The sequence below is a fragment of the Devosia elaeis genome (genome assembly GCF_001650025.1).
GTDB classification, from domain to species: domain Bacteria; phylum Pseudomonadota; class Alphaproteobacteria; order Rhizobiales; family Devosiaceae; genus Devosia; species Devosia elaeis.
In genome coordinates, this window is the sequence record NZ_LVVY01000106.1 from 19,272 (window position 1) to 43,468 (window position 24,197).

Annotated in this window: 23 protein-coding genes; 14 read left to right on the top strand and 9 right to left on the bottom strand. The window is 64.8% G+C overall.

Annotated elements, in window-relative coordinates:
• Positions 1–70 precede the first annotated feature (70 nt).
• The 4 genes from A3840_RS14420 to A3840_RS14435 are packed head-to-tail and all read right to left on the bottom strand — an operon-like array spanning position 71 to position 5,573.
• The gene (locus A3840_RS14420; RefSeq protein WP_067458282.1) at positions 71–1,606 is read right to left on the bottom strand and encodes a Ppx/GppA phosphatase family protein; all 1,536 of its coding nucleotides are present in this window, start codon (positions 1,604–1,606) and stop codon (positions 71–73) included.
• A 2-nt stretch (positions 1,607–1,608) separates the two neighbouring features.
• On the bottom strand, positions 1,609–3,774 hold the full coding sequence (locus tag A3840_RS14425; RefSeq protein ID WP_067458224.1) for an RNA degradosome polyphosphate kinase: 2,166 nt from the start codon (positions 3,772–3,774) through the stop codon (positions 1,609–1,611).
• Complete coding sequence (locus tag A3840_RS14430) at positions 3,767–4,498, bottom strand: P-loop NTPase family protein (RefSeq protein ID WP_067458227.1); 732 nt, start codon at positions 4,496–4,498, stop codon at positions 3,767–3,769. Before A3840_RS14430 ends, A3840_RS14425 begins: the two co-directional genes overlap by 8 nt.
• A complete protein-coding gene (locus A3840_RS14435) occupies positions 4,482–5,573 on the bottom strand; it encodes an AI-2E family transporter (protein ID WP_067458230.1) in 1,092 nt (363 codons plus the stop codon). Before A3840_RS14435 ends, A3840_RS14430 begins: the two co-directional genes overlap by 17 nt.
• A 135-nt stretch (positions 5,574–5,708) precedes the next feature.
• On the opposite strand from A3840_RS14435, the gene purM reads away from it, so the two are divergent.
• Both purM and purN read left to right on the top strand, forming a co-directional pair.
• Positions 5,709–6,785 carry a phosphoribosylformylglycinamidine cyclo-ligase gene (purM, locus tag A3840_RS14440; protein ID WP_067458232.1) on the top strand — a complete coding sequence of 359 codons (1,077 nt, stop codon included), beginning with the start codon at positions 5,709–5,711 and terminating at the stop codon, positions 6,783–6,785.
• Entirely contained in the window at positions 6,782–7,372 is a 591-nt protein-coding gene (gene purN, locus A3840_RS14445; RefSeq protein ID WP_082903915.1) for a phosphoribosylglycinamide formyltransferase, read from the top strand. Before purM ends, purN begins: the two co-directional genes overlap by 4 nt.
• A gap of 255 nt (positions 7,373–7,627) precedes the next feature.
• Here purN and A3840_RS14450 read toward each other — a convergent pair whose 3' ends face one another.
• Positions 7,628–8,236 (bottom strand): nucleotidyltransferase family protein, encoded by a 609-nt coding sequence (locus A3840_RS14450; protein ID WP_109442334.1) that lies wholly within the window; start codon positions 8,234–8,236, stop codon positions 7,628–7,630.
• A 175-nt stretch (positions 8,237–8,411) separates the two neighbouring features.
• On the opposite strand from A3840_RS14450, the gene A3840_RS14455 reads away from it, so the two are divergent.
• Genes A3840_RS14455 through A3840_RS14465 form a run of 3 tightly spaced genes read left to right on the top strand, consistent with a single transcriptional unit; the run spans position 8,412 to position 9,753 of the window.
• On the top strand, positions 8,412–9,302 hold the full coding sequence (locus A3840_RS14455) for a DMT family transporter (protein WP_067458234.1): 891 nt from the start codon (positions 8,412–8,414) through the stop codon (positions 9,300–9,302).
• Positions 9,303–9,353: 51 nt separating this feature from the next.
• The gene (locus tag A3840_RS14460) at positions 9,354–9,563 is read left to right on the top strand and encodes a hypothetical protein (protein WP_067458237.1); all 210 of its coding nucleotides are present in this window, start codon (positions 9,354–9,356) and stop codon (positions 9,561–9,563) included.
• Position 9,564: 1 nt separating this feature from the next.
• Positions 9,565–9,753 (top strand): hypothetical protein, encoded by a 189-nt coding sequence (locus A3840_RS14465; RefSeq protein WP_067458240.1) that lies wholly within the window; start codon positions 9,565–9,567, stop codon positions 9,751–9,753.
• Between the two features lie 26 nt (positions 9,754–9,779).
• On the opposite strand, the gene gatB is transcribed toward A3840_RS14465, so the two are convergent.
• From gatB to tpiA, 4 genes are all read right to left on the bottom strand, one after another.
• Positions 9,780–11,279 carry an Asp-tRNA(Asn)/Glu-tRNA(Gln) amidotransferase subunit GatB gene (gatB, locus tag A3840_RS14470; RefSeq protein WP_067458243.1) on the bottom strand — a complete coding sequence of 500 codons (1,500 nt, stop codon included), beginning with the start codon at positions 11,277–11,279 and terminating at the stop codon, positions 9,780–9,782.
• A gap of 245 nt (positions 11,280–11,524) precedes the next feature.
• On the bottom strand, positions 11,525–13,153 hold the full coding sequence (locus A3840_RS14475) for a CTP synthase (protein ID WP_067458246.1): 1,629 nt from the start codon (positions 13,151–13,153) through the stop codon (positions 11,525–11,527).
• 112 nt (positions 13,154–13,265) lie between these two features.
• Entirely contained in the window at positions 13,266–13,769 is a 504-nt protein-coding gene (gene secG / locus A3840_RS14480; protein WP_067458249.1) for a preprotein translocase subunit SecG, read from the bottom strand.
• A 146-nt stretch (positions 13,770–13,915) separates the two neighbouring features.
• Positions 13,916–14,671, bottom strand: coding sequence for a triose-phosphate isomerase (tpiA, locus tag A3840_RS14485; protein WP_082903916.1), 756 nt, complete (start codon positions 14,669–14,671; stop codon positions 13,916–13,918).
• 122 nt (positions 14,672–14,793) lie between these two features.
• Between tpiA and A3840_RS14490 the strand changes: the two genes are divergently transcribed.
• The 9 genes from A3840_RS14490 (at position 14,794) to A3840_RS14530 (ending at position 23,728) form a co-directional block, all read left to right on the top strand.
• The gene (locus A3840_RS14490) at positions 14,794–16,668 is read left to right on the top strand and encodes a peptidylprolyl isomerase (RefSeq protein WP_067458255.1); all 1,875 of its coding nucleotides are present in this window, start codon (positions 14,794–14,796) and stop codon (positions 16,666–16,668) included.
• A gap of 29 nt (positions 16,669–16,697) precedes the next feature.
• The gene (gene trpE / locus A3840_RS14495; RefSeq protein WP_067458258.1) at positions 16,698–18,206 is read left to right on the top strand and encodes an anthranilate synthase component I; all 1,509 of its coding nucleotides are present in this window, start codon (positions 16,698–16,700) and stop codon (positions 18,204–18,206) included.
• A gap of 175 nt (positions 18,207–18,381) precedes the next feature.
• Positions 18,382–18,981 carry an anthranilate synthase component II gene (locus tag A3840_RS14500; RefSeq protein ID WP_067458261.1) on the top strand — a complete coding sequence of 200 codons (600 nt, stop codon included), beginning with the start codon at positions 18,382–18,384 and terminating at the stop codon, positions 18,979–18,981.
• Positions 18,978–20,000 (top strand): anthranilate phosphoribosyltransferase, encoded by a 1,023-nt coding sequence (trpD, locus tag A3840_RS14505; RefSeq protein ID WP_067458264.1) that lies wholly within the window; start codon positions 18,978–18,980, stop codon positions 19,998–20,000. The genes A3840_RS14500 and trpD overlap by 4 nt, the downstream gene beginning before the upstream one ends.
• Positions 19,997–20,809: an indole-3-glycerol phosphate synthase TrpC gene (trpC, locus tag A3840_RS14510; protein WP_067458267.1), complete on the top strand. Its 813-nt coding sequence runs from the start codon at positions 19,997–19,999 to the stop codon at positions 20,807–20,809. The genes trpD and trpC overlap by 4 nt, the downstream gene beginning before the upstream one ends.
• Positions 20,809–21,288, top strand: a complete 480-nt coding sequence (gene moaC / locus A3840_RS14515; RefSeq protein WP_067458270.1) for a cyclic pyranopterin monophosphate synthase MoaC — start codon at positions 20,809–20,811, stop codon at positions 21,286–21,288. Before trpC ends, moaC begins: the two co-directional genes overlap by 1 nt.
• Positions 21,285–22,487, top strand: coding sequence for a molybdopterin molybdotransferase MoeA (locus tag A3840_RS14520; RefSeq protein ID WP_067458273.1), 1,203 nt, complete (start codon positions 21,285–21,287; stop codon positions 22,485–22,487). Before moaC ends, A3840_RS14520 begins: the two co-directional genes overlap by 4 nt.
• A 142-nt stretch (positions 22,488–22,629) precedes the next feature.
• Entirely contained in the window at positions 22,630–23,349 is a 720-nt protein-coding gene (gene lexA, locus A3840_RS14525) for a transcriptional repressor LexA (RefSeq protein ID WP_067458276.1), read from the top strand.
• Between the two features lies 1 nt (position 23,350).
• On the top strand, positions 23,351–23,728 hold the full coding sequence (locus A3840_RS14530) for a YybH family protein (protein ID WP_245676630.1): 378 nt from the start codon (positions 23,351–23,353) through the stop codon (positions 23,726–23,728).
• Positions 23,729–24,197: the final 469 nt, after the last annotated feature.

Genomic DNA, 24,197 nt, shown 5'->3' on the forward strand with positions numbered 1-24,197 from the left:
CGACCTTGTGGTTCGACAGGCTCACCATGAGCTCTTCCGGAAACCTTATCCGCACCGAAACCGGTAGTCCTTATCCCACCACGATCCGCGACTCCGCATGGCCGGCGATGTCGGCGAATTGGCGCAGGCGGTTGCGCAGGTGATCGCCGTTGAGAAAGGCGAAATCGGCCGGCAGGTGCAGGATCAGCGTCTCGCCGTCGATGGAAAAGCGCGTGCGCGGCAGGATGCCGGGCATGGCCGCGGTCATCGGATAGGCGACGCGGAACAGTGCCCCGATCAGCCGTGCCCGGGCCGTCATATCCGGCGTACCCAGCGGCAGGAGGCTCTGCGCCGCCTTGCTCTTGAGCCCGTCATAGCGGATCGCCACGGTCTGGGCCAGGAAGGAGCGGCCGGGGTGATCGACGCCGGTCAGCGAACCATAGGCAACCGCATCGACGCTTTGCGGGCCGCGATAATCGGGATGCGAGCGCCAGCCGATATCGGCCAGCAGGCATACGACATGCCGCAGGCGCAGTTCCGAGGGCGTCTCCAATATCCCGGCAATGCCCAGATATTGCCCGGTGAATTCGATCAGGTCGTTGGCATGGGCCGGCGAGCGCGAGCGCAGGACCGACAATTCCTCCGCGCCCTGGATCAGCGGATCGATGGCGCGTTCGCGCTGGTCCAGCTTGCCGTAGAGATAGCCTTCGCGCACGCCCAGCGCCGAAAACACCACGCTGTCGAACTGCCCGGCGCGCAAGACTTCGGCCAGGACGGCGGCGCCGATGGGCACCAGATCGCGGCGCGAGGAGCTGACACTGCCCGAGCCGGGGTAATTCTTGATCGAATCGGCGGCGACGATCTCGTCGCAGAAAGCGATCATGTCGGCGGCCGGCACCACATAGTCCTGCACCATGTGCAGCGCGTAATCGGTGCGGGATTGATGCAGCTTGGCCAGCGAACGCCAGGTGCCGCCGATGGCGGCGAAACGCCCGCCGGCACAGGCGCTGCCGAGCAGGCTTTCGGCCAGGCGGGCACGGACGATTTCGGCTGCCTTCACGGGCGAGCCATCGGCATCGTCCTGCAGGCGGATGACGCCGAGTTCGAAGCTCTGACCGTTGGTGTCGGCGCCATTGGCGATGGCGGAAAGTTCCAGACTCCCCCCGCCCAGGTCGCCGACAATGCCGGCAAAGCCGGGTATGCCGGCCACGACGCCCAGGGCGGCGTAGTGCGCTTCTTCCTCGCCGCTCAGCACGCGCACCGGATTGTCCATCACCGCCTCGACCGCCGCGACGAATTCGGCGCGGTTGGCCGCTTCGCGCACGGCCGAGGTCGCCAGGACATGCACCTTGCCGACCCGCATCATCCGCGCCACCAGCGCGAAGCGCCGGATGGCGTCGATGGCCGTGGCCATGCTGGCGTCGGACAGGCGCCCGCTCCTGGCGATGCCCCGCCCCAGGGCGCAGGCGGACTTCTCGTTATAGAGCGGCGTCAGCGCGCGCGCATGACGCTCGTAGACGACCAGGCGCACCGAGTTGGAGCCGATATCCAGAACCGCCACCGGACGGGCGCCCTTGATGCGCCCCTGCGCGGTCGGATCGGCATCGACGCCCCAGAATTGAGTCACGTTCAACCTTCGTCGGTCTCCACCATGCCGGCACTGCCGCGACCCGACAGCGAGGGATTGGTCATGAAATAATTGTGGGCGTTGAAGGGCTCCTCGCCCTCCGCCATGCGGATCCTGTGCGAGCTTCCGTCGGGCAGCACTTCCCAACTTTGCTGGTTGTCCTTGAGATAGGCAACCATGATCTGGTCGAGAATCTGCTTGTGCACGGTCTTGTTGAGGATCGGCACCATGACTTCGACGCGCCCGTCGAGATTGCGGCCCATGAGGTCGGCGGAGGAAATGTAGACCTTGGCGCGGGCCGAGGGCATGGATTCGCCATTGCCGAAACAATAGATGCGGCTGTGTTCGAGGAAGCGCCCCACGACTGATTTCACGCGGATATTGTCCGAGAAACCGGGAATGCCGGGCCGGAGGCAGCAGATGCCGCGCACGATCAGCTCCACCTTCACCCCGGCCTGGCTCGCATCGTAGAGTGCGTCGATGACCTGGGGGTCCACCAGCGCATTCATCTTGAGCAGGACATGGGCCGGCTGGCCATTCTGGGCCAGTTCGATTTCCCGCGCGATATTGTCGAGCAAGGTCTGGCGCAGGTTGACCGGCGAGACGGCGAGCGTTTCCAGCTCGGTCGGCCGCGCATAGCCGGTGATGAAATTGAAGACGCGGGCCACGTCCCGGGTAATGGCCGGATCGATGGTGAAATAGCTCAGGTCGGTATAAATCTTGGCGGTGATGGGGTGATAATTGCCGGTGCCGATATGGCAATAGCTCACCAGCTTGCCCTTTTCGCGCCGCACCACCTGGCTCAGCTTGGCGTGGGTCTTGAGCTCGATGAAGCCGAACACGACCTGCGCGCCGGCCCGTTCGAGGTCGCGGGCCCAGCGGATATTGGCCTCTTCGTCGAACCGCGCCTTGAGCTCGACCAGGCAGGTCACCGACTTGCCGGCCTCGGCCGCCATGACCAGCGCCTTGACGATGGGGCTGTCCGAGGAGGTCCGATAGAGCGTCTGCTTGATGGCGACCACGTCCGGATCGCGGGCCGCCTGCATCAGGAATTGCGCCACCACGTCGAAACTCTCGAAGGGGTGGTGGACGAGAATATCCTTGGCGCGGATGGCGGCGAAGCTGTCGCCGTTATAATCGCGGATGCGCTCGGGGAAGCGCGCAAGATAGGGCGTGAACTTGAGATCGGGGCGGTCGATGTCGCAAATCTTGCGGGCATCGGCGAGGCCAAGGAAGCCCTGGACCTCGAAGACATCGGCTTCCTTGACGCCCAATTGTTCGCCGATCTGGCGCTTGAGGGCGCGCGGCATGGAGCGCTCGATTTCCAGCCGGATCACCTGGCCGCGCCGGCGCTGGCGCAGGGCGGATTCGAATTCCACCACCAGGTCCGCCGCCTCGTCATCGATTTCGATTTCGCTGTCGCGGATGATGCGGAAGGCGCCCGAGCCGACCACTTCGTGGCCAGGAAACATCTTGTGGAAGAAGAGTTTGACCAAGGTATCGATGGTCACAACCTCGCTGCGCCCATCGGCGGCCAGCCCGGAAGGCAGGTTGATGAAGCGATCCAGATTGCCGGGAATGCGCACCAGGGCGGTCAGGTTCTGGTCGCTATTGGGGCGCTTCAGTTCGAAGGCCAGTGCCAGGCCCAGATTGGGAATGAACGGGAAAGGATGCGCCGGATCGACCGCGATGGGGGTAAGGACCGGGAAGATTTCCTCGCGGAACAGCTTTTGCAGGTAATTGACCTGTTCGGTGGTCAGGTCATCGGCCTCGTGGATCACCACGTTCTGCGCGAACAATTCCTCGCGCAATTCCTTCCAGTGATCCTGCTGCTCCAATTGCAGGTGCTGGGCGAGCGTGGCGATCTCTTCCAATTGCTCGCTCGGGGTCAGCCCGTCGGCGCTCTGCTTGGACATGCCGGCGCGGATCTGACCCTTCAGGCCGGCGACGCGGACCATGTAGAATTCATCGAGATTATTGGCCGAAATCGACACGAAGCGCAGCCGCTCCAGCAGCGGGTGCGAAACATTGCCGGCTTCCTCGAGCACGCGCATGTTGAATTGCAGCCAGCTCACCTCGCGGTTGACGAAGCGTGCCGGGCTTTTGCGCAGGGCTTCCGCATCGGGACCGGCCGAACCGGATTCGGCGATTTCGCTCATCTCATTCATCACTATCGGCGTCCCAGTGCTGTTCCCGCGTGGCGTCGCGCATATCCTGCCGATGCGCCAATGCCTCCGCGGCCAAATTGCGGGTGATGGCCGTCCCCTTTGCCAGGGCCAGCCGGTCCATCAGATCGACAAGGGCGGCGGCCTCCTCCGGGCTGCGCTCCATGCGCGGCACGATATAGCCAATCACCCTGGGGTCGACCCTGATTTGCCGATCCCCGAACAATTTCACGAACATCTGTGACAGTTCGATGTCGTCACTGACCTCCAGGCGAAAAACCGGGGCCCGCCGCGCTCGCGAGCGCGCATCGTCGGTTCTGAGCGGCCAGGACGGCACCTCCTCGCGTGCGGTCATCAACAGGCCACGCTCGCCGCGCATGGCCTGGTTGAGCAGGTGGAACAGGGCATGCTCGTCATAGCCATTGCGGTCCACGTCCTCAATCACCAGCGGCTCGGTGCCGCCCGCCGCGGCGATCTGCGCGATCGTGCCGGGGGTGGCGAGACGCGCCTGGCTGCGCTCGACGAATATCCGGGCCAGATGCGACTTGCCCGAAGCGGCCGGTCCGATCAGCAGCGTCATGCCATCGGGCCAATGCGGCCAGGCGGTGATGCGGGCATGGGCCAAGGCATTGCCCTCCCCGACCAGGAAATCGTCCTCGGCGAGCGAGGGCTCGTGCCCCAGATCGAGCGGCAATTGCCGTATTCCGTTTTCAGGCAGCGGCGTCATCGCTGGACTTGCCGTCATCGGAACCGAGATAGAGTGAGCTCTCCTTGTATTTGCGCACGCCATAGCGCACCAGCACCGAGGCGATGGCCGCCATGGGCACGGCCAGCAAGAGGCCGACAAAACCGAAAACGGCGCCCAGGGCCAGCAAGGCGAACATCATCCAGACCGGATTGATGTTGATCGAGGAGCCCACCAGCTTGGGATAGAGCACATTGCCCTCGATGAATTGCCAGAACAGGAAAATGCTGGCCACGCCCGCCACCATCCACCAATTGGGCGCGAATTGCACGATGGCGATGCCCACCGACAGCCCCAGCCCGAGCGTGAAGCCGGCGAACGGAATGAAGCTCATCAGACCCGCGATCAGTCCGACGGCGAGGCCATAATTGAGCCCGATCAGGCTCAGCGCCGTCGCATAATAGGCGGCATCGATCAGCAGCACGCCGCCCTGCCCCCGGATCACGCCGGCCATGGAGCGATCGATATCGCGCAATATGCCCTTGATCTCGGCCTTGTGCGTCTGCGGCAGCAGGCCGTCGATGCCGCGCACCATGCCTTCCCAATCGAGCAGCAGATAGAAGGCGACCACCGGCGAAAGGATGGTGAAGCCGACCACGGCCGCGCCGGTAAGGCCGATATTGACCAGTTCGGCCGGCAGCGTGGCGATGAAGCCCAGGGCATTGCGGGTCAGGTCGTTGATGCTGACCTGTACCTGCGCGGCGCGCTCGGGGCCGAGCCATTCGTTGAGCTCGGGCGAATAGCGGGTGGCCAATTGCTGCAGATCGCTGAAATAGGCCGGCAGGCGCTGGATCAGCCCGATGATCTGCTGGCCGATCAGCGGCACGAAGATGGAGAACAGGGTGACCACGATGGCCATCATGCACAGCAGAACCACCACGGTGGCCCAGACGCGGTTGAAGCGCCATTTCTGCAATTGGTTGACCAGGGGGTTGAGCAGGTAGGCCAGGGCCGCGCCGACCACGAAGGGCAGCAGGATGCCGCGGAACACCCACAGGACCAGGATCAGCGCCAATAACAGGCCGATCCAGATGAGCACTTGATTTCTGAGCATCATGGTGCCGGGCGGCCCTTGCGTCTGAGTAACCGAAAAGCTATCAGGCCGTCTAACGGCCAGCACCGAAAAATTCAACCAACCCGGATCGCGCGCATCCTGTTGCGCCCGCAATCCCCAGCATTGGCATTGAGGCTCATGTCCGACGCGCGAAACCTGCCATCAAACGGACTTTCGTACAAGCAGGCAGGCGTCGACATCGACGCGGGCAATGCCCTGGTGGAGGCGATCAAGCCCGCCGTCCGCTCGACACGGCGCCCCGGCGCCGACGGCGAGATCGGCGGCTTCGGCGGCCTCTTCGATCTCAAGGCCGCCGGCTTCAAGGATCCGGTGCTCGTCGCGGCCAATGACGGGGTCGGCACCAAGCTCAAGATCGCCATCGATACCGGCAAGCATGACACGATCGGCCAGGACCTGGTGGCCATGTGCGTCAACGACCTCGTGGTCCAGGGCGCCGAACCGCTGTTCTTCCTCGATTATTTCGCCACCGGTAAGCTGGACGTTACCCAGGGCACGGCCATTGTCGAGGGCATCGCCCATGGCTGCCGGCTGGCGGGCTGCGCGCTGATCGGCGGGGAAACCGCTGAAATGCCGGGCATGTATCAGGGCAATGATTACGACCTGGCCGGCTTCGCCGTCGGTGCGGCCGAGCGTGGCGCCCTCCTGCCCCGCCCCGATATCGGCGCCGGCGACGTGCTGGTGGCCATCGCCTCCTCGGGCGTGCATTCCAACGGCTATTCGCTGGTGCGCAAGATCGTCGATCTCTCCGGCCTCGCCTGGAACGCCCCTGCCCCCTTCGCCACCGGCCGGACATTGGCCGACGCCCTGCTCGAGCCGACCCGCATCTATGTCAAATCGCTGCTGACCGCCCTGCGTACCGGCCTCGACATCAAGGCTCTCGCGCACATTACCGGCGGCGGCTTCATCGACAATATTCCCCGCGTCCTGCCCGATCACCTCGCCGCCGATATCGATCTCGGGGCCATCACGGTGCCGGGTGTGTTCGGTTGGCTGGCCAAGACCGGCGGCATGAACGAGCGCGAAATGCTGCGCACCTTCAATTGCGGCGTCGGCATGCTGGTGGCCGTGGCGCCGGCGGATGCGGACAAGCTGGTGGACAGCCTCGCCGCTTCAGGCGAAACCGCTGCCATTGTCGGCCGGCTCACCGAGCGGTCCGGCGAGCCTGTCACCTTCCGGGGCAAGCTGGCGCTGTGACCCGCAAGAAGGTCGCCATCCTGATTTCCGGGCGCGGCTCCAACATGGCCACGCTGATCGATGCCGCCAAGGCGCCGGATTATCCCGCCGAAATCGTGGGCGTGCTCTCCAACAGGGCCGCCGCGCCGGGCCTGGCGGTCGCCGCCGCCCATGGCATCGCCACGGCCTCGCTGGCGCAGAGCAAGTTCCCCAGCCGGGACATGTTCGAAGACACCATGACCCAGGTGCTCGAAAGCTGGGAGACCGACCTGATCTGCCTCGCCGGCTTCATGCGCATCCTGGGCGAGGACTTCGTCCATCGCTGGCAGGGTCGGATGATCAACATCCATCCCTCCCTGCTGCCGGCCTATAGAGGCCTCGACACCCACGAGCGCGCCCTGGCCGACCGTGCCACCGAACATGGTTGCACCGTGCATTTCGTCACGCCCGGCCTCGACGAAGGCCCCGCCATCCTCCAGGCCCGCGTGCCCGTCCTGCCCGGCGACACGCCGGACACGCTCGCTGCCCGCGTCCTTGTCGAGGAACACCGCATCTACCCCGAGGCGCTGCGCATGCTGGCGAGGGGGGAAGTGGGATTAGGGCTGTAGCCCTAATCCCACTTCCCCCCTCTTCCGTCACCACCCGACTTGTTCGGGTGGTCCATGCGCTATCGCGGCGGCCAGTGGATTGCCCGGACAAGCCGGGCAATGACGCCGGATGGGATGCTTCCGTGACACCTCGGAATCGCCAGTAGACCTCATCCTGAGCTCGTCGAAGGGCGAGGTCGTGGCAACCAGCTTTCGGCGTGCCCGTCCTCGTGGTTCGGCAGGCTCACCATGAGGTCTTCGGGAGAGCGTCTTAGGCTATCCCGGCCATTCCTCCACCACCAGTTCCGGCCATATCGCCTTGGCGCGCGCCGCCTTGCGTTCATGAGTGGTCCTGTTGTCCAGAACCGGGTTCGGCGTCAGCCGGAACGAAAACAGGTCGTCCAGCCCGAAAGGCGCGTGGATGGCGATCTGCCCGTCTTGCAAGCGCGCCGCTACCGCATGCGTCTTGGTCGCGAAATAGATCAGCATTTCGGCGCTGCTTCTGAGTTGGGGATAGGCCAGCCCGAACTTCTCCGGAAACCAGAGATGAACGCGCGCCTGATTGCGCACTTCGACGGGAATCGGACTATTGGCGAAATAGGATCGGGCGCGGCGAATGACGCGGTCCTCGGCCTCATAGCTGCAATCGTTGGGATCGAAATAGACGATATCGGCATCCTTGATGCCCAGATGGCGCGAACGCCCGGTCAGCACGTTCCAAACCATGTTGTAGATTGCGCCGGAGCCCAGCAGCGGGTAGGGCAGATCGAGCGCCACCATGCCTTCAAGAAAAGCCATCAACACCGGGTCGTCGGCGATCAGGCCAGCCAGGACCTCATATTGGGTGCCGAAATCCGCGCCCGAGTATTTGAGATGATCGATCATGGAGGGTCGACGCTTCCTCTCGCGCTGGCAATCAAGCACATGATCGAAGCAAAACACTGACACCCCCTGTCAGCAGCATCAGCCCATCACAACTTTTGATGACCGCCATCGTCAAAAACGGTTCGACCTTTGTTCTTGCCGGGCGTAGCGTCTGCCGTCTTTTCAGGGGTATCGGATGAGTCTGCGCGACTGGGCTTTGATCGTTCTGCTGGGCGCCATCTGGGGCTGCTCTTTCGTTTTCAACGCCGTGCTGATCCGCGAGATCGGTCCCCTCTGGGTGACATCGCTGCGCGTGGCCATCGGCGCGCTGGGCTGCTGGGCCTTCCTGTGGGCCTTGCGCAAGCCGGTGCCGCGCGATCCGCGATTGTGGCTGCAACTCGGCGCGCTGGGCATTGTCGCCTATGCCATTCCCTTCGCGCTCTTTCCGCTGGCCCAGGCGCATCTGGCCAGCGGCATCGCCGCCATCATCAATGCGCTGACCCCGATGGTCACCGCCGTCATCTCGCATTTCTGGATCGGCGGGGAGAAGGCCAGCCCCACCAAGTTCACCGGTGTCGCCATCGGCTTTGCCGGCGCCGCCATTCTGGTATCTCCGGCCCTCAGCGCCGGCGGCAGCTCACAGGTCTGGGCGATTGCCGCCTGCCTGGGCGCGACGCTGTGCTATGCGCTCTCGCTCAACATCACACGCAGCTTCAAGCATGTCGAGCCGACGGCCTTTGCCGCCATCGCGCTGACCGGGGCCGCCGTGGTCGCCACGCCAATGGCTTTCCTTGCCGAGGGCCTGCCGGTGATGACGCGGCCGGAGACCTGGGGCGCGGCCCTGGCCATCGGCCTGCTCTCGACCGCCTTCACCTTCCAGATCATGTACCGGATCCTGCCGCGGGTCGGGGCGACCAATTTCGCCACCACCACCTTCATCGCCCCGATCTCTGCGCTGATCATCGGCGTTTCGGTGCTGGGCGAAACCATCCTGCCGATCCAGATCCTGGGCATGCTGGTGATTTTCTTCGGCCTCTTGTTCATCGATGGCCGGATCCGGCAAATCTGGCGGCGGGCAGAGGCCTGAGACGAACGGAACATTTCCTCCGCCCACCCGTTGGCCGGGTGGAGGTTTTCCATGCCCGAACCCAGACCCGATATCGATCCGCGCCCCATTCCCGAAATCGTGCCGCAGCCAGAGCCACCCCAGCCGCAGCCGCTCGATCCCTTCCCGCCCCGGCCACGGGAAGTGCCCAATCCTGACCAGCCGGTCGAGGACCCCATGCCCGCGCCGGCGCCGGAAATTCCACCCGATCCCGGCCACGATCCGCGCCCAAGGGAGGTTTAGAATGACCGACCCGCACAAGCACGAACCGGACGTGCCGCATAAAAAGCCGCAACCTGTGCCGCCCATGCCGGTGCATCTGCCGACCGAGGACGCCGAAAATCCCTACACGTCGCCCTTGCGGCATGACCAGGATACGGAAAAGCCCGACCCGGCGCTGCCGCCGGAGCCGGGCCACGATATCAATCCGTAACGGAAGCGTTTCCGCCCGAGGGCTCGTTATTCGATACCGAGCTTCTGCTTCATCAGCTCGTTGAGCGCCTGCGGATTGGCCTTGCCGCCCGAGGCCTTCATGGCCTGGCCGACGAACCAGCCGATCATGGTAGGCTTGGCTTTCACCTTCTCCACCTGATCGGGATTGGCGGCGATGATCTCGTCGACGATCTTTTCGATGGCGCCGAGATCGGTCACCTGCTTGAGGCCGCGCCGCTCCACGATATCGGCCGGGTCGCCCTCAGGCTCCTCGGCGATAAGGATTTGCAGCACGTCCTTGCCACCCTTGGACGAGATGGTGCCGCCGGCGATCAGATCGACCAGCCCGGCAATCTGGGCCGGCTTGAGATGGGTTTCCCACACGGCCATGCCCTGGCTATTGGCAAAGGCGGCCACGTCGCCATTGAGGATATTGGCCACGGCCTTGCCGTCGCGCTTGGCGCCGCCATGTCCGACACAGGCCTCGTAATAATCCGCAGTTTCCCGGTCCAGGGTCAGTACCATGGCGTCATAGGGCGTCACGCCGAATTCGGCGATGAAGCGGGCCTGTTTCTCGTCCGGCAATTCCGGCAGGTGCTCGGCCAGGCCGGCGATGAAGGCGTCGTCGAATTCCAGCGGCAGCAGGTCGGGATCGGGGAAATAGCGATAATCATGCGCTTCTTCCTTGGAGCGCATGGACCGCGTTTCGCCGTTCTTGGGATCGAACAGGCGCGTTTCCTGGTCGATCGTGCCGCCGTCTTCCAGGATGTCGATCTGGCGGCGGGCTTCATATTCGATGGCCTGGCCGGCAAAGCGGATGGAATTGACGTTCTTGATTTCGCAGCGCGTGCCGAATTCGCCACCCGGGCGGCGCACCGACACGTTGACGTCGGCGCGCATGGAGCCCTGCTCCATATTGCCGTCGCAGGTGCCCAGATAACGCAGGATGGTCCGCAGCTTGGCGAGGTAGGCCTTGGCTTCCTCGGACGAGCGCAGGTCCGGCTTGCTGACGATTTCCATCAGCGCCACGCCGGAACGGTTCAAATCCACGAAGCTCATGTTCGGATGCTGGTCATGGATCGACTTGCCGGCGTCCTGCTCCAGATGCAGGCGCTCGATACCGATCTCGATCTGTTCGCCGTCGACATCGAGCAGCACCTTGCCCTCGCCGACAATGGGGTCCTTGAACTGGGAAATCTGGTAGCCCTGCGGCAGGTCCGGATAGAAATAATTCTTCCGGTCGAACACCGAGCGCTTGTTGATCTGCGCCTTGAGCCCCAGCCCGGTGCGTACGGCCTGGCGCACGCATTCCTCGTTGATAGTCGGCAGCATGCCGGGCATGGCCGCGTCCACGAAGCTGACATTGGCATTGGGCGGATTGCCGAATTCGGTCGACGAGCCGGAGAACAGCTTGCTTTCGCTGGTCACCTGGGCGTGCACTTCCATGCCGATGATCACTTCCCAGTCGCCGGTCGAGCCGGAAATCAGGCGTTTCTTGTCGGGGGTGCGGGTATCGACGAGGGTCACTTGGCAGTCCTGGATAGTCGCAAATTCAGTTCGAGTGCTTAGCGGGCTTGCCGGGGTGTTGCAACAGGGCAGCTATCAGTTGCATTCCCCTGAACGATCCGGGAAGCGGCGGCTCTTTCGCCCCCTCGCCCCTCCAGGGGAGAGGGCTGGGGTGAGGGGCGAAGGCTTCTCGGAAAGAATGCGACGCTGAACCCCTCATCGGCCCTTCGGGCCACCTTCTCCCCTCAGGGGAGAAGGCAAGAGTGTTACACCAGCCGGCTCTGGTCCATGGCCGCGGCGATGAAGCTGGTGAACAGCGGGTGCGGCTCGAAGGGCTTGGACTTGAGTTCGGGGTGGAATTGCACGCCGATGAACCAGGGATGGTCGGTGCGCTCGACGATTTCGGGCAGCGTGCCGTCCGGCGAGACGCCGGAGAACAAGAGGCCGTTCTTTTCCAGCACCTTGCGGTAATCCATGTTCACCTCGTAGCGGTGACGATGGCGCTCGGAAATGCGCGTCGTGCCGTAGATGTCGGCCACGCGCGAACCGCGCGTCAACTGCGCCGGATAGGCGCCCAGGCGCAGCGTGCCGCCCAGATCGCCGTCGGAGGCGCGGCTTTCCTTCTCGTTGCCCTTCACCCATTCGGTCATCATGCCCACGATCGGCTCCTTGGTGGGGCCGAATTCGGTGGAAGAGGCATTCTTGATGCCGGCCGTGTTGCGGGCCGCTTCGATACAGGCCATCTGCATGCCGAAGCAGATGCCGAAATAGGGCACGTCCTTGGTGCGGGCAAAGCGCGCCGCCTCGATCTTGCCGGCCGAGCCGCGCTCGCCGAAGCCGCCGGGCACTAGGATGCCGTGGACATGTTCGAGATAGGGCGCCGGATCGTCGCGCTCGAAGACCTCGCTATCGATCCATTGCAAATTGACCTTGACCTTGTTGGCGATGCCACCATGGGTCAGCGCTTCGGACAGCGACTTATAGGCGTCCTTGAGGCCGGTATATTTGCCCACGATGGCGATGTTCACTTCGCCTTCGGGATTGTGATGGCGCCGGGAAACCTCGTCCCAGGCCGTCATGTCCGGCTCGGGCGCGTCGGTGATGCCGAAGGCGGCCAGGATTTCGCGGTCGAGGCCTTCCCTGTGATAGGCCATGGGCACGTCATAGATGGAGGAAACGTCCAGGCCCTGGATCACGGCGCTCTCGCGCACGTTGCAGAACAGGGAGAGCTTCTTCTTCTCCCCTTCCGGAATCGGGCGGTCGCAGCGCACCAGCAGCACGTCCGGCGCGATACCGATGGAGCGCAGCTCCTTGACCGAGTGCTGGGTGGGCTTGGTCTTCAATTCCCCGGCCGAGGGGATATAGGGCATCAGCGTCAGGTGCAGATAGGCGGCATGGCCCCGCGGCAGGTCGTTGCCGAGCTGGCGGATGGCCTCGAAGAACGGCAGGCCCTCGATGTCGCCCACCGTGCCGCCGATCTCGACCAGAACGAAGTCGAAATCCTCGTTCCCCTCCACCACGAAATTCTTGATGGCGTCAGTGACGTGCGGAATGACCTGCACCGTGGCGCCCAGGAATTCGCCCTTGCGCTCCTTGGCCAGGAGGTCGGAATAGATGCGGCCCGTGGTGATGTTGTCGCGCTTGTTGGCCGAGCGGCCGGTGAAGCGTTCGTAATGGCCCAGGTCCAGGTCGGTTTCGGCACCGTCATCGGTGACGAAGACCTCGCCGTGCTGGGTCGGCGACATCGTGCCGGGATCCACGTTGAGATAGGGGTCGAGCTTGCGCAGGCGGACCTTGTAGCCGCGCGCCTGCAGCACGGCGCCCAGAGCCGCCGATGCTAGACCTTTGCCAAGGGAGGAAACCACGCCTCCGGTGATAAAAACGTACCGAGCCATGGGCGATCACCATAAGCACATCATGAACGATTCGCAGAGTGGGAAGCCCGCTCTACACAAAAAGAAGAAGGGGATGTCGCCATCCCCTTTTTCGGTAACGCCTTGCGGCGGATCAGTTGCCCGCCGGCGCGAGCTGCGTTTCGGACGGCGTCGCGCCGCCGGCAGCGGGCGCCTCGGGGACCGGGGCCAGCATCGAATCCGCGGCCGGCGCGGGGGCCGTTTCGGCGGGAGCCGCGGGCACGGGCAGGTCCGTGCCGGTCGTATTGGCGGGCGTCTGCGCTTCCGCCGGCAGCGGCAGATCGCCCTGGAGGGCGTTGAGCGCATCGAGAACCGTGCTCGGCTGCTGGCCTTCCGGAGTCGAGACGGCGCTGTCGAGAATGCTCGACGTGGTGCGATCCAGCTCGCTCAGGATGGTCAGGCCAATGGCCGAGGCGAAGAACAGGACCGCCAGGATTGCCGTCGTGCGTGTCAGCAGATTTGCCGATCCGCGGGCGGTCATCATGCCGTTATTGCCACCACCGATGCCCAGTGCGCCGCCTTCGGAGCGCTGCAGGAGGATGACGACAATCAGCGCAATGACGATCAGCAGATAGGCGACGAGCAGTACGTTGGCCATGAATGTCTTGTCTTCGCGTCAGTCCGGGGCCGAGGCAGGCGCCATCGCCCCCGGGTTGTAAAGGATGCGGGGTCATACACCCCTCGAACGGCAAATACCAGCCGGTCGCAGCGATTTTCGCTCCAACCGGACGGCGTCCCGCTCAGCTATACGGCGGAGATAATCGTATAGAAGTCCTTTGCCAAGAGGCTGGCGCCGCCAACCAGGCCGCCATTGACGTTTTCGACAGACAGAATCTCGCGCGCATTCTGCGGTTTCATCGACCCGCCATAGAGAATCCGGATGGATTCGCCGCGCTCGGCGCCGAAGCGCTCGATCAATCCCGCGCGAATGGAGGCATGCATGGCCTCGATGTCCTCCAGGGTGGGCGTGCGGCCGGTACCGATGGCCCAGACCGGTTCGTAGGCCACGACCACCTCGTGCTGTCCGGCCGCCTCGGGAATGGAGGCTGCGAGCTGGGCGCTCACCACGGTCTCGGCCTCGCCGGCATCGCGCTGGGCCTCGGTCTCGCCCACGCAGATGATGGGCTTGAGGCCAGCGCCGATGGCCGCCTCAGCCTTGGTGCGCACCACATCGTCGGTTTCGCCGTGATCGGCGCGGCGCTCGGAATGGCCGACAATGACGAACTGCGCGCCGGCATCGGCCAGCATGCTGGCGGAAATGTCCCCGGTATGGGCCCCGGCCGCCTCGGAATGGCAATCCTGGCCACCGGCGAGAATGCCGCTCGAAGCGCCCTGGGCGGCGACGGCGGCCAATAGCGTTGCGGGCGGGCAGACGACGACGACGGCCCGCGGCGCGGCGCCGGTGGTCAGCAGCCGCGCCAGCTCGGCCAGCTCATCCAGCGAATGGGTGAGGCCGTTCATCTTCCAGTTTCCGGCGATCAGCGGTGAGATGGTCGTCAATCTAGCTACTCCTGCCTCTTGCGCCGGAGAGGGCTTTGCCCTAACCCCGGCAGTCGAATTGTCTTACTAGTCCGGCGCGCGCCCTCGGGTAAAGGCTTGGACCCCAAACTGGAACGTTCGAAATGCTCGATGGTTTGCGTGACTTTGCAAAATCCTGGCCGGGAAAGATCCTTGGCGCATTTCTGCTTGTGGGGGTCGCCGGGTTCGGCATCAACAATGTGATCGTCGATCTGGGCAGCAATACTGTCGCCCGCGTCGGCAATGAAGAAATCAATGCGCGGGAATTCCTGCGGGCCTATCAGAGCCAGATCAACGCCATGTCCAGCCAGCTCGGCACGGTGCCCACCACCAGCCAGGCCGAGGCCATGGGCATTCCCAGCGCCGTGCTGCTGCGGCTTTCGGAAGGCGCCGCGCTGGACGGGCTGGCTGATCAGTTCGGCCTCGGCGTCTCGGATGCCCGGCTCGGCCAGATGCTGCGCGAGGATCCCACCTTCCATGGCACATTGGGCACGTTCGAGCCCGCCATCTTCAGCCAGACGCTGCAGCGCGCCGGCTGGACGGAGGCGGAATATTTCGAGGCCCGGGCCAGCGAGGCCCGCCGCGGCCAGCTGATCGACACGCTCTTTGCCGGTGTTGCCCTGCCTGCGGTCGCCGGCGATCTCATCAACGATTACGCCGCGGCCACGCGCACCATCGACTATATCACGCTGACCGATGCCAATGTGGAGACGCCGGCCGAGCCCACCGAGGAAGAGCTCGCCGCCTATCTGGCCGAGCACCAGGCCGAATATCGCACCGTCGAGACCCGGCAGGTGGAGATGCTCGATCTGTCGCTGGCCTCGCTCGCGGCGACCAAGACCTTCGAAGATGCCGAAATCGCCGCCGAATACGAGCGCGTCAAGGACACTCTGACCACGCCGGAGCGGCGCACGATCGAGCAGGTTGCCCTCAATACGCCGGAGCGGCAGGCCTTGTTCGAGCAGGGCCTGGCGGCCGGCACCGATTTCGCGACCCTGGCCAGCGAAGCCGGCGTGACGCCATCCAGCCTGGGCACGCTGGCGCGCAGCCAGGTGACGGACAGCCGCCTCGCGGAAGCCGCATTCGGCCTGCCCGAGGGCGGCTTCGCCATTATCGGGGGCATTGGCGGCCAACGCGCCGTGCATGTTGCGGCTATCGAATCCCAGGGCGAACCGACGCTGGAAGAGGCCCGCGCCGACATCATCACCCGCCTGGGCACCAATGCCGCCCGCGAGGAGATCAGCGACATTCTCGACCAGATCGAGGAATTGCGCGCCGCCTTCCAGCCGCTCGACGAGATCGGCGAGCGCTTCGGCCTGCCGGTTTACGAGGCTAACGTGACCGCATCGGGCGCCGAATTGTCGGTCCTGCCCAACCTGCCGGCCAGTGAATATTCCCGCGTGGCGCAGGCGATCTTCCGCGCCCAGGACGGCCAGCTCATTCCCAGCGTGCCGCTGGGCGGCAATGCGCATCTCTGGTTCGACCTGAAAAACATTGAGCCGGCCCGCGACCAGACCCTCGATGAAGTGCGAGACCAGATCAGTGCCGCCATTAGCGAGCAGCGCAATAACGAGGCGCTGATGGCGCTCGGCGAGACGATCGTTACCCGCTTGCAGAATGGCGAAGCGCTGGCCGATATCGCCATGGAATTGAACACCTTCCCCCAGATCAGCTCACCCTTCGAGCGCTTCGGCTCCGCCGACGGCTTTATCGACGGCACGCTCGCCTCGGCGGTCTTTGCCGGCGGGCCGGATCACAAGGGCTCGGTGGTCACCGAAAGCGGCGAATTCATCGTCTTCGAGGTGGTGGATGCCGCGGCGCCAGCCGATCCCCTCGAGGCCCAGGTACAGGCAAGTCTCGACAGCGAAGCGCGCAATGCCGTTTATGGCGAGTTCGTCTCGGCCCTGCGGGACGATGCCGGGCTGCGGGTGAACCAGCAGGCGCTGCGCCAGCTCCTTATCCAGAATTTCGGCGAATAGGCCGGAAGCAACAACGGAACCAGACCAAAATGGCTGACGACTTTTCCAAGCACTTTACCGCGCAATACGATGCCGGAAAGTCTGGAATCGTCTGGCGTCGCGTCGTGGCGGATCTGGAAACGCCGATCGGCACCTATCTCAAGCTGGCGGCCGGCCGCACGCATAGCTTCCTGCTGGAAAGCGTGCAGGACGGCACCACGCGGGGCCGCTACTCGATCATCGGCCTGCTGCCCGACCTGATCCTCAAGGTCGAGGACGGCAAGGCGCTGATCAACCGTTCGACCCAGCTCGATCCGGATGCCTTCGCGCCGCTGTCCGCCATGCCGCTCGATGCCCTGCGCGGGCTGGTGGACGAAAGCCGCATCGAGGTGCCGGCCGGCCTGCCGCCGCAATCGGCGGGGATTTACGGCTATCTCGGCTACGAAATGGTCCGGTACATGGAGCACCTGCCCACCGACAAGGCCGATGAGCTGGACACGCCCGAAGCCATCCTGATGCGCCCCTCGCTCCTGGCGATCTTCGATACGCTCAAGGACGAGCTGTACCTGACCGCGCCGGTCTATGTGCGCGAGGGCGTCACGGCGCAGCAGGCGCTCTCGGCCGCCGAGGGCCGGATCGACGACGCCATAGCGCGCCTGGCCCGGACCATGCCCGCCGCCCCTACCCTGCCCGATCTCGAATCCATCGCCGTCACCAGCAATACGTCGCGCGAGGATTATTTCGGCATGGTTGCCCGCGCCAAGGACTACATCACCGCGGGCGACATCTTCCAGGTGGTGCTGAGCCAGCGGTTCTCGGCCGATTTCACACTGCCGCCGACCGCGCTCTACCGGGCGCTGCGGCGCACCAATCCCAGCCCCTATATGTATTTCCTCGATTTCGGGACCTTTGCCGTGGCCGGCAGCAGCCCGGAAATCCTGGTGCGGGTGCAGGATGGGGAGGTGACGATCCGCCCCATCGCCGGCACGCGCAAGCGCGGCGCCACCCCGACACGGGACCAGGAGCTTGCCGCCGAACTGCTTTCGGACCCCAAGGAGCTGGCAGAACACCTGATGCTGCTCGACCTGGGCCGCAACGATGTGGGCCGGGTTGCGAAAACCGGGACGGTGAAGGTCACCGACAAGTTCTTCCTCGAATATTATTCCCACGTCATGCACATCGTTTCCAACGTGGTCGGCGTGCTGGATCCCAAATACGACTTCGTCGATGCCTTGTCGGCGGGCTTCCCGGCGGGCACCGTCTCGGGCGCGCCGAAAGTGCGGGCCATGGAGATCATCGACGAGCTCGAGGCCTCGCGGCGCGGCATTTATGGCGGCTGCGTGGGCTATTTCGGCGCCGACGGCACCATGGATACCTGCATCGTGCTGCGCACCGGCATCGTCAAGGACGGCAAGCTTTTCGTGCAATCGGGAGCCGGCATCGTGGCCGACAGCAAGCCCGAGCTCGAACAATTGGAATGCGAAAACAAGGCCCGTGCCCTTTTCAGCGCCGCCGAGGAAGCATTACGCTATGCCGGCGAGGCCGGAGTGGGACAATGAGCAATTTCCTTGGAGACCTCATGGTGAGCCTGACGAACCATGAGGGTGCCTGCGCCGATGCTGCCACGACCTCGTCGTTCGACAAGCTCAGGATGAGGTCTACCGATATGTTCCGATGGCGGGGCTGGTTCTGAATATCTTCACCAGAACCATGTTTGCTTGAGGCAGGCCCAGAATGACCAAGACCCTCGTCATCGATAATTACGACAGCTTTACCTACAATCTCGTCCATTTCCTCGGGGAACTGGGCGCCGACATCACCGTGAGGCGTAACGACAAGATTACGCTTGAGGAAATCGCCGCCATGGCGCCGGCCGCCATCGTGCTGTCCCCCGGCCCCTGCACGCCCAACGAGGCCGGCATCTGCCTGGCGGTGATCGATCGCTTCAAATCGAGCATTCCCATGCTCGGCGTCTGTCTCGGCCACCAGGCCATGGGCCAGGCCCTGGGCGGTGACGTCATCCGCGCGCCGAGCCTGTTCCATGGCAAGACCAGCCGGATCAACCACAATGGCCGGGGCATTTTCCGCGGTCTCAATGCCGGGTTCGAAGCCACCCGCTATCATTCGCTGATCGTCAGCACCGAGACCCTGCCCGATGCGCTCGAAATCACCGCCACCACCGATGACGGGCTGATCATGGGCATGCAGCACAAGACGCTGCCGCTGCACGGCGTGCAGTTCCATCCGGAAAGCATCGCCTCCGAGAACGGCCATGCGCTCCTGCAGAACTTCCTCAATATCGCCAACGACTTCAACGGCCGGAGGGCTGCATGATGGATATCAAGACAGCGCTCAACAAGATCGCCGACGGCAAGGACCTGACCGGTGAGGAAATGCGCTCCGCCATGCGCATCATCATGGCCGGCGAAGCCACCCAGGCTCAGATCGGCGCCTTCCTCATGGGCATGCGCCTCAAGGGCGAGACTGTGGGTGAAATCGCCGCCGCCGTCTCCATCCTGCGCGAACAGATGGTGCCGGTGACGGCGCCCGAAGGCGCCATCGACATCGTCGGCACAGGTGGCGACGGGCTGGGCAGCCTCAATATCTCCACCGCAACCGCCCTGGTCGTGGCAGCGGCCGGCGTACCGGTGGCCAAGCATGGCAACAAGGCGCTGTCGTCGCGTTCGGGCGCCTCGCAGGTGCTCGAAGCCCTCGGCGTCAAGCTGGACCTGATGCCGGAGGAGATCGGGTCGACCATTGCCCGCGCCGGTATCGGCTTCATGTTCGCGCCGCACCATCATCCGGCCATGCGCCATGTCGGGCCCGCCCGCGCCGAAATGGGCGTGCGCACGCTCTTCAACCTGCTCGGACCGCAAGCCAATCCGGCCGGCGTCCGCCGTTACCTGCTCGGCGTCTATTCCCAGCAATGGGTCGAGCCGGTAGCCGCCGCGCTGCTCGCCAATCGCGCCATCAAGGCCTGGGTCGTGCATTCGAGCGAGGGGCTGGACGAACTCTCCACCTCGGGCCCCAATTTCGTGGCCCAGATCGCCGATGGCGACCTGCGCAGCTTCGAGCTGCATCCCGAACAGGTTGGCCTGTCCCTGACCGACCCCAAGGACCTGCTCGGCGGCGAGCCGGCCGACAATGCCGCCGCCATGCTTGCCCTGTTGGAGGGCGCGCCCGGCGCCTATCGCGACACGGTGCTGCTCAATGCTGGCGCCGCGCTGCTGGTGGCCGACAAGGTGGCCAGCATCGAAGACGGCATTGCCCTGGCCCGTGAAACGGTCGACAGCGGCAAGGCCAAGCAGACACTCGCCCGCCTCGTGGCCATTTCGAACGGACGCGTTTCATGACCGATATTCTCCAGCAGATCGAAGCCTATAAGCGCGAGGAGATCGCCGCGGCCAAAAGCATGCGCCCCTGGGCCGAAGTGGTGGCGGAGGCCCATGACCAGCCGGCGCCGCGCGGCTTCCTCAAGGCGCTCAAGGCCAAGCGCGCCAATGGCGATTACGCCCTGATCGCCGAGGTGAAGAAGGCCAGCCCCTCCAAGGGCCTGATCCGCGCCGATTTCAACCCGGCCGAAATCGCCCGCGCCTATGAAAGCGCGGGGGCCGCGTGCCTTTCCGTGCTGACCGACCGCCCGAGCTTTCAGGGCTCGCCGGCCTATCTGGTCGAGGCGCGCGCCGCCACCGGCCTGCCTGCGCTGCGCAAGGATTTCCTGTTCGAAACCTATCAGGTGGCCGAGGCGCGCTCCTGGGGCGCCGATTGCATCCTCATCATCCTCGCCGCCGTGGGCGACGACGTCGCGCGCTACCTGCTCGATGCCGCCGAGGAATGGGGCATGGACGCGCTGGTGGAAGTCCATGACCAGATCGAACTGGACCGGGCACTGGCGCTGAACTCGAAATTCATCGGCATCAACAACCGCAATCTGCGCACCTTCGAGACGACGCTGGACACCACCATCAGCCTCGCCGCGGGTGTTCCGTCCGACGTACTGCTGGTCAGCGAAAGCGGTATCCTCACCCATGAGCACGTCACCATGCTCGACGAACGCTGCGGGGTCGGCACGTTCCTGGTCGGGGAGAGCCTGATGCGCCAGCAGGACGTCGCCGCCGCCACCCGCGCGCTGCTGATGGGCGCGCCCGAGCAGGTACGCTGATGGCTGGCGGCCTCACCCATCTCAACGACAAGGGCGAAGCCCATATCGTCGATATCGGTGACAAGGCGGTTACACATCGGCGCGCCGTGGCGCAGGCGCGGCTGAGCGGGCGGAAGGAAACCATTGCCACCATCCTAGCCGGCGGGCTCAAGAAGGGCGACGCCCTGGCCGTCGCCCGGATCGCCGGCATCATGGCCGCCAAGAAGACGTCCGAGTTGATCCCCCTTTGCCATCCGCTGCCGCTGACCAAGGTGAGCGTCGATATTGAAGGCGATGGGGAAAGCGCCATCCTGGTCCGCGTCACCGCCGAGACCAATGGCCAGACCGGGGTGGAGATGGAAGCCCTGGTGGCCGCCTCCACCACGGCCCTCACCCTCTACGACATGGCCAAGGCCATCGACCGCGCCATGGTCATCTCCGATATCTGCCTCCTGGAAAAATCCGGCGGCAAATCGGGCGACTTCGTACGGTCACCATGAGCCTCCTGCCGGTCGAACAGGCTTTAGCGGCCATTCTCGCGCGGGTGCCGCCGGTCGGCACGGAGCGGGTGGCGCTCTCGGCCGCCGCCGGCCGGGTTCTCGCCGCCCCGCTCGTCGCCACGCATGACCAGCCCCCCTTTCACGCCAGCGCCATGGATGGCTATGCGCTGCGCGCTGCCGACGTGTCGGAGGGCACGGCGCTCAAGATCATCGGCATGTCCCAGGCCGGTTCCGGCTTTGCCGGCGCCCTCGGACCCGGCGAAGCCGTCCGTATCTTCACCGGGGCCCCCCTGCCGCCGGGCGCCGACACCGTGATCATGCAGGAACAGGCCGTGCGCGAGGGCGACATGGTGCGGTTCACCGCCCCTGCCCGGCTCGGCCACAGCGTGCGGCCGAAGGGGAACGATTTTGCCAAAGGTGACGTGCTCATCGAAGCCGGCGCGCGCCTGACCCCGATGCAGATCTCCGTGGCTGCGGCCGCCAATCAAGCCGAACTCGCGGTGGCGCGCCGGCCGCGCATCGGCCTCCTGGCCACTGGTGACGAACTGGTCCTGCCCGGCAGCGCGCTCGGCCCCGACCAGATCGTCGCGTCCAACTCTTTCGGCCTCGCCGCCCTGCTGGCGCCCTATGCGGACGACATCGAGGACCATGGCATCGTGGGCGACGAGGACGCTTTGCTCCGCGCTCGCCTCGACCAGGCCTTCGCGGCCGCACCCGACATTCTCGTCACCACCGGCGGCGCCTCGGTGGGCGAACATGACCTCGTGCAGGACGCGCTCAAGGATCTCGGCGTGTCGCTCGATTTCTGGCGCATCAATATGCGCCCCGGCAAGCCGCTCATGTTCGGCACCCGTGGCCAGACGCTGGTTTTCGGGCTTCCCGGCAATCCGGTTTCCGCCATGGTCACGGCGATCATGTTCATCAAGCCCGCCCTGCGCGCCTGGCTCGGTCATCCCGAACCCGACCATTGGCGCCTGCCGCTGGCCGCCCCGACGCCGCCGAACAGCGCCCGCCGCCATTATATGCGCGCTCGCCTGGTCCACACGCCGGACGGGCCGCAGGTCCTGCCCATTTCCCAGACCGATAGCGGCCACACCTCGTCCCTGGCCCATGCCGACCTGCTGATCGTCCAGCCCGAGAATGATCCCGGCCAATCCGCCGGCACAAATGTCGAAGTGCTCCCCATCGACGCCTTCTAGAGACCACCGGGCTTGGCCCGCTGGCCCACCTCTCCTCGGGCCCAATTGACCTACGGCGAATACTTTGCCGCCCGTATTGCAGAACATAACTGGAACACGTATAGTCGTTCCGTCTATGTTCCGATTCTGGGGTTTGGGGCCGATGCTGACACGCAAACAACACGAGCTGCTGATGTTCATCCATGAACGGATGAAGGAAAGCGGCATCCCGCCCTCCTTCGACGAGATGAAGGACGCGCTCGATCTCGCATCGAAGTCGGGCATTCACCGGCTGATCACCGCGCTGGAAGAGCGCGGCTTCATCCGGCGCCTGCCCAATCGGGCCCGGGCGCTGGAAGTGGTGAAGCTTCCCGATTCGATGAACCCCTCGCTGGGCGGCCGCAAGGCGCGCTTCGAGCCCGCGGTCATCGAGGGCAATCTGGGCAAGGTCGCCATGCCCCCGGCGCGCGGCAATGCCGTTGGCGCGGATGATTATGCCCGTCCGGTGTCCATCCCGGTCATGGGCCGCATCGCCGCCGGTACGCCGATCGAAGCCATCCAGACCCACTCCCATACCATTGCCGTGCCGCCCGAAATGCTGGGCGCGGGCGAGCATTACGCGCTCGAAGTGCGCGGTGATTCCATGATCGAGGCCGGCATTTTCGATGGCGATACGGTGCTGATCAAGAAGCAGGAAAGCGCCTCGACCGGCGAAATCATCGTCGCCCTGGTGGATGACGAGGAGGCGACGCTCAAGCGCCTGCGCCGCAAGGGCAATACCGTGGCGCTGGAAGCGGCCAATCCCGCCTACGAAACCCGCATCTTCCCGCCCGACCGCGTCAAGGTGCAGGGTCGCCTGGTGGGCCTGCTGCGGAAATATTGAAATGGGCTTCGCCTCGCCGCAGGAGGCCATGGCCTTTTATGGCGAGGTCATCAACCAGCACCGCTTCGATGCCCTGCTGCCGGTGCTGGCGGAGGATGTGAGCTTCTGGTTCAGTTCGGGCTCCCATTCCGGGCTGGCCGCGTCCCGGCAGGCATTCGAGAAAACCTGGGCCCGGATCGTGGACGAGCGCTATTGGCTCGAGGATCTGTACTGGCTGGCGATCGGCGATGACAGCGCCGCCTGCTCCTATCATTTCCACTGGACCGGACGGATGAACAACGTCCCAGCCGCCGGCGGCGGCCGCGGCACGACCGTATTGCGCCGAGACCCCGCCGGCTGGGTCATCGTGCACGAACACTTGAGCGCGGAGCCGACCTAACGCCGGCGCAGCCGATTCCGTGAGTTTGCGAAAGCACCTTCCCCCACGGCTCGTCACCCTCGGGCTGACGCGAGGGCTTGCACCACATCGGCTCCAAACCGCAAGCACCATACCGCCTTCCCACGCACCGAACCCACACCTCCCCCTTGACGGGGGAGGTAGCGCAGCTTGGCCGATAGGCCTAGCGGAGCTGGGAGGGGGTGCCGGCACACTGGGGCCTAATCGTGCCACCCGTCCCCTCACCCGTCTCGGGCTACGCCCGATCCACCCTCTCCCCGAGGGGGAGAGGAATAAGAGGCGCCCACCGACCCGTTCTTCTCCCCCTCGGGGAGAAGGTGCCCGAAGGGCGGATGAGGGGGATGCCCCTACGGGCACAGAACCGGCAAAACCAAAAAACTTATCCCCGCCCCCTCACCCCTCCTACATACTGCCCTCGCTTCCCACGGGCTGCGCGGTCGCGACGAACAAT